Source organism: Mesorhizobium sp. M7A.F.Ca.CA.001.08.2.1 (assembly GCF_003998455.1).
In the GTDB taxonomy this organism is placed as follows: domain Bacteria; phylum Pseudomonadota; class Alphaproteobacteria; order Rhizobiales; family Rhizobiaceae; genus Mesorhizobium; species Mesorhizobium ciceri.
Genome location: NZ_RZPW01000464.1, coordinates 1 through 5098 on the forward strand (window position 1 = coordinate 1; position 5098 = coordinate 5098).

The 5098-nt window shown below is 60.5% G+C and carries 5 protein-coding genes; 1 reads left to right on the plus strand and 4 read right to left on the minus strand.

The window, feature by feature from the left end; all coding sequences use genetic code 11:
• Positions 1-51: 51 nt before the first annotated feature.
• The 3 genes from EN914_RS23780 to EN914_RS40170 form a co-directional block, all read right to left on the minus strand.
• Complete coding sequence (locus tag EN914_RS23780; protein WP_127389302.1) at positions 52-1260, minus strand: beta-ketoacyl synthase; 1209 nt, start codon at positions 1258-1260, stop codon at positions 52-54.
• Positions 1261-1542, minus strand: coding sequence for an acyl carrier protein (locus EN914_RS23785; protein WP_029356603.1), 282 nt, complete (start codon positions 1540-1542; stop codon positions 1261-1263). It abuts the gene before it with no gap.
• Between the two features lie 579 nt (positions 1543-2121).
• Complete coding sequence (locus EN914_RS40170) at positions 2122-2427, minus strand: multicopper oxidase domain-containing protein (protein ID WP_370451711.1); 306 nt, start codon at positions 2425-2427, stop codon at positions 2122-2124.
• A gap of 858 nt (positions 2428-3285) precedes the next feature.
• Between EN914_RS40170 and EN914_RS38395 the strand changes: the two genes are divergently transcribed.
• The gene (locus EN914_RS38395) at positions 3286-3555 is read left to right on the plus strand and encodes a hypothetical protein (RefSeq protein ID WP_024504272.1); all 270 of its coding nucleotides are present in this window, start codon (positions 3286-3288) and stop codon (positions 3553-3555) included.
• A gap of 594 nt (positions 3556-4149) precedes the next feature.
• Here EN914_RS38395 and EN914_RS23800 read toward each other — a convergent pair.
• Positions 4150-5061: a TauD/TfdA family dioxygenase gene (locus tag EN914_RS23800; protein WP_167512189.1), complete on the minus strand. Its 912-nt coding sequence runs from the start codon at positions 5059-5061 to the stop codon at positions 4150-4152.
• Between the last annotated feature and the right edge of the window lie 37 nt (positions 5062-5098).

Below are 5098 nucleotides of genomic sequence, written 5' to 3' on the forward strand. Positions count from 1 at the left end.
CAAGCAGCTAGATACGACAGGTGACCTCAAATGAGGCGTCTTGCATGGCTTCTACACCTGCCTGAATGCCAGAACTGCGTTCGTACCGCCCATGGCGAAGGCGTTGCTCATGGCGACGCGCACCTTGCGCTCGCGCGGCACATTGGGTGTGATGTCGAGGTCGCAAGCGGGATCTGGCTCGCGATAGTTGGCGGTCGGCGGCACGACGTCCTCTTGGATTGCCATCACGCAGGCGATCATTTCAAGCGCGCTCGCTGCGCCGAGGCAATGCGCGTGCGTGGACTTGGTGGAAGAGATGGACATCAAATAAGCGTGGTTTCCAAACACACGCTTGATCGCCGCCGTTTCAGTCTGATCATTGCTTTTGGTACCGGTGCCGTGCGCGTTGAGGTAGTCGACGTCCTCGGCATTCAGCCCGGCATCGGCAAGGCAGGCGCGCATCGCCGACGCTGGCCCCTCGACAGATGGCGCGGCAATGTGGAAGGCATCGGCGGAAAGGCCGACGCCGGCGATCTCGGCAAGAATTGTGGCACCACGCCTCGTGGCATGCTCGTAGCTTTCCAGCACGGCCATGCCCGCACCCTCGCCCAGCACCAGGCCCTTCCTATCGGCGGAGAAGGGCCGGCAGGTATCGGGTGAAAGCACGCGCATTGCTTCCCATGCTTTCAGCACGCCCCATGCGAAGGGTGCGTCGCTGCCTCCGGAAACCATTACGTCGGCCCGGCCCAGCTTGATCTGGTCCACCGCCGAGGCGATCGCATGGTTGGCCGAGGCACATGCGGAGGTCACCCCGAAGACCGGCCCGCGCAAGCCGAGGCTCAAGCTCACCTGGGCGGCGGCGGCGCTTGGCATCGTTTTGGGTACAGCGAGGATGCCAACTCGCCTCGCGCCGTCCAAAAGGAGGGCCCGGTAAGTTTCCTCCATCACATCCCAGCCCAAGCCGCCGACGCCCACTGTCGCGCCGAAGCGATGGGCATTCCCCTCGTCCCAGGAAAGTCCGGCCTGCCGCATGGCTTCGCGCGCTGCAAGCACGGCGAGCAAGCTGAAGCGGTCCATGGAGATGAGATGCCCCCGGTTGATGTCGTGCTGGGGCAGCGCCTTGATCTCAGCGCCGGTCATGCCCTCCAGGTCATGAAGCTCGGAATTGGCGATCGGGCCGATGGCGGAGCGGCCTTCGCGCATCTCTTTCCACATAGAGGCGGCGTCGGTGCCCAGTCCGCACAGGCCGCCCACTCCGGTGATAACGACGCGCCTGTCCATTCAAGCCTCCTTCGCAAGCAAGCCGCGGACGGCTTCCACGACGTCGCCGACATTCTTGAGATTGGACCAGGCATCGGCCGTGTTCATGTCGATCTTGATGCCGTAGGCCTGCTCCACATCCCAGAGGACGTCCGCCAAACCCAGCGAATCAAACCCGAGCGCGTCCAGTTCCGTGGCGATTGTTATCTCGCCGACGAATGACGCAGGCATTCCCTCACCGCTCTCCGACTCGGCGCGTTTCTTGATCAGGGCAATGACGTCCGTTGCGAATTGATCGGCCATTCTGTTTCCTGTCTTTCTTTCCCGCGTTTCGACCTGGACGCGGCTCAGTTCCTGAGGCGCGCCGCGTCGCGAAAGCCATCACGCTTGGGCAACTGACAAAGCCCAATGCTCATAAAGCCGGATCAGGTCCGGCCGGTGTGTGGCGTAGGTGCAGTATGACGATGTGAGCCGCTACACCGTGCGCGTCTCCCAGTCTGTCCATAGACTCGGAAGAAGTCGGACCCGGTCAGTTGCAACTCCCTTTCCCAGCACTCCACTGCCCGGTAGAGCGCATGAAAAATCTCCTTTCGGGCGGTTTCTGTTCTGCCCATGCAGGATTCCAGAACATTGATGAAATCGTTTGTTTCGATGAAAGGCATCCACACTTTGGATGGTTGACACGCGTTTCAAAGATCGTGAACTACATCTCGTCGTTGTGCTCGACGCACTCCCGACAGAGCGCAACCTCATGGGCGCGGCATGCAGGATTAACCGAGCCCAGCCGGTCATGAGTGCGGCCGGCCGGGTCGGGCGATAGGCAGTCATGCCCTGCCCTTCCTGCGGGTCAAGCACTCCGAAAAAACATTTCCCCCATAAATGCTAGATCTTCCGTTGCCTTTTCGCGGGCTTCTGCGTGAGGTGAGGCACGCCATCCATGGCATGTGGCACACGCACGCGATGCCAGTGCACGGTCGTTTTCTCGGCAAGGCCGTTCTCTACCTCGACCCGCACGCGCTCGCCCTGACGGACCCGGATTTCCGGGCCTGGAACGGGCCTTCGGCGCGCAATCGAGCCCGGTTCACCCGGCCCAATGGCGTCCACTTTGGGGGCGCATGCACTGCAGACCCGCTGGACCTGATCCGGGAGAGGATGGGCGCGGCGATTGGAATAGCTATGAAAGCGCATCGGACCGTGGAACTGCGCGCGCAGACTTTCGGAGGAAGGCTCGCTTTTAAACGTTATCGTGCAACTCTGACCGTTCTTCGCCTTGGCGGGTGCCGCGGAAGAATCCCGGGTTCTGCGAGCGCTGCGAGAACACCTGCGGTCGATCCTGTACCACAATCTCGCGAAGCTCGATGCTCTCTACAAACGATGTCTTGGATTCTCACGCCCTTATTTCAGCACTTCGCTCGCTTGCCCGACTCGGCCGCGGTCAGCCTTCACCGCCAATTTTATTGGCGCAGCGACGTTCCTATCGGTTCAGGCGAAGCTTCTTGAACCTGCCGCTCTCTCGTTGCCCTGGCACGATTAATCGTCCTCTCAGTCTGTCATTGGCGGAGTCGCTCCTGAGGCGCGCGCCGGCGAGTTCGAGGAGCGCGTGGCTATCTCCTCGGTCCAGCCGGATTCCGCTGCGCGCTCAGCCAATTCCTGGAAGGCCGATTCCAAGGCGAGCTGGCATTGAAGGCCGCGGTCCGGATGGTCGACTAGCTTGGTTCCACGATCGCAATGCTTGATCGCTTCATTGCAGGCCATGGGCTCTCGCCCTCTCCTTTTGCCACACGAGGCGCCAGCTCACGTGTTGTGCGCCCCGGCAACCGCTTTCACCAGCCGCTCCAGCGATCCCGCGCGCTCCAGCTCCGCAAAGAATGATGCGGCGTGACGCTACCCAGCCGGTGCTTCTCGGCCATTTGCACACATAGGGATAGTCGACCATGAAATCGGACCGAGGCGAGGCGTTGGACGTTTCAGTCTTGGTCTGAATGCGCCGCCCACGAGCCGATCGGCCTTCTCGATGATTTGGCGCACCCTCGTTGTCGACAAGCCATGTTCCTGAGCCAGGTCGGCGAAACTCTTGCCCTTCAGAAAGCCGTCGACCAGGGCTATGTTCCTATCGACGGTCGGCTAAATCCCAGCAGGCGCGCGCAGTTTTCCGGCATCATTCCGTTTGTTCATCCGCTTGTCCGCGCCCCCTGCAAATCCTACCGGGCCAAATCGGTGCTTGGAAGACCCACTCATGTCATGGCCTCGGGAAAGTACAAGGCCGACGGTTATGTGAATACGAAAGATGCTGGCGATCACCATGATCGTTGGTGACCGCTGACCTCCCCAATGTCGGCTTCGACGGCACACCGGGAGCTCTCGGCAATGTTGAATAATTCCGTTTGAAGATGGTTGACTTCGTCGTCGAGGCTCGATCCATCAGGATCGGTATCGACGATTCTATATTTGAGAAACCCAAATTCGTTTGACTCGCGCAATTCGCTGTACGGCGTATCATCGCAAGCGCGGGATTCCGACATCCTGCGAAGTGCCCGCGTTGCTGGAATCGATTTTGCGGAAGTAAAAAGGCCCCGGCGCTGGGTCGGCGCGCAGGGCCTTCAGGCATGTACGAGCTACCAGCATGTCCAGTTATGATCGTGCGCTATCATAATGAACAAACGGTGAATGATCGCTATCCGAGGTGCAGGGCGGGCGAGATGGTGGGGCGGTGGGGGACCTGTACCGCTGCAGCGGGGCCACGAGCAGCGACTCGAGCCATGCGCCACGCTGCAGGACCTCGATTTCGGGCCAAGCCTCGAGCCCGCAACTCGCCTTGCTTCTCGGAAATCATAAGGCTTTGTGGGGCGGTTAAGCAGCGCGATATGGCCGCGGCGATACGAAGTTTTCATCTTTACCCTGTTCAGACGGTCAGGCTGCCTTCGCCGCCGGCTTGGCTGCCTTGACATGGGTTATACTGCGGCGACCGTCGACGCCGATCGGAACGTCACCGTCAACCGTAGCGCGACGCACAACCCGGTGCTGGTCGCCATAGTCGTTGACCGCATAATGCTGGTTAGCACGGTTGTCCCAGATAGCGACGTCGCCTACTTGCCAGCGCCACCGCACGGTATTTTCCGGGGCAGTGACGTAGGACTGGAACACCTCGTAGAGTTTGGCGGAATCGCTCTTGGAAAGGCCGACGAGGCGCTGCACGAAATTGCCGAGCAGCAGCGACTTCTCCCCGGTTTCCGGATGGACGCGCACGACCGGATGCTCGGTCTCGTAGATCGTCGATGTGAAAACTTCCTCGAAGTGCTTCTTCTCTTCGGCTGTGGCGCGCGGGCGCACGGCTGCGTAGTCGTAGGCATTGCTATGAATAGCCCACAGATTGTCCGCCAATATTTTGAGCGGCGCCGGCAGATTCTCGTACGCGGCGTGCGTGTTGGACCAGATCGTGTCGCCCCCCGCCGCCGGAATGACGACGCCACGTAGGACCGAGAATTTCGGATAGGCATCGACGAAAGTCACATCGGTATGCCACTGGTCTGCCCTGCCACCGCCACGGCCGGAATCGAGATTGAGGATTGAGGCCGTGCCGGCTGCCGGCCCCTGCGTGGGATGAGGTACAAGGTTACCCAGACGCCGCGCGAACAATTCCTGCTCCGCATCGTCGAGATGCTCCTGGCCGCGGAAGAAGATCACCTTGTGTTTTAGAAGAAGCTGGTTGATGGCTGCTATCGCTGCGTCCGAAAGGTCTCCACCAAGGCGAACTCCTCTGATTTCAGCTCCAACACGGCTGGTCAGCGGTACAACGTCGGAGTCAGGAATTCTCTTCGTCAAGCTCGAAAGCCAAAATCCCGGCGGATCGATCAAGGAT

Bases quoted from the DNA above. Each gene is read 5' to 3' on its own strand.
- EN914_RS23780 (WP_127389302.1), bottom strand. From the start codon at position 1,260: ATGGACAGGCGCGTCGTTATCACCGGAGTGGGCGGCCTGTGCGGACTG.
- EN914_RS23785 (WP_029356603.1), bottom strand. From the start codon at position 1,542: ATGGCCGATCAATTCGCAACGGACGTCATTGCCCTGATCAAGAAACGC.
- EN914_RS40170 (WP_370451711.1), bottom strand. From the start codon at position 2,427: ATGCGCTTTCATAGCTATTCCAATCGCCGCGCCCATCCTCTCCCGGAT.
- EN914_RS38395 (WP_024504272.1), top strand. From the start codon at position 3,286: ATGTTCCTGAGCCAGGTCGGCGAAACTCTTGCCCTTCAGAAAGCCGTC.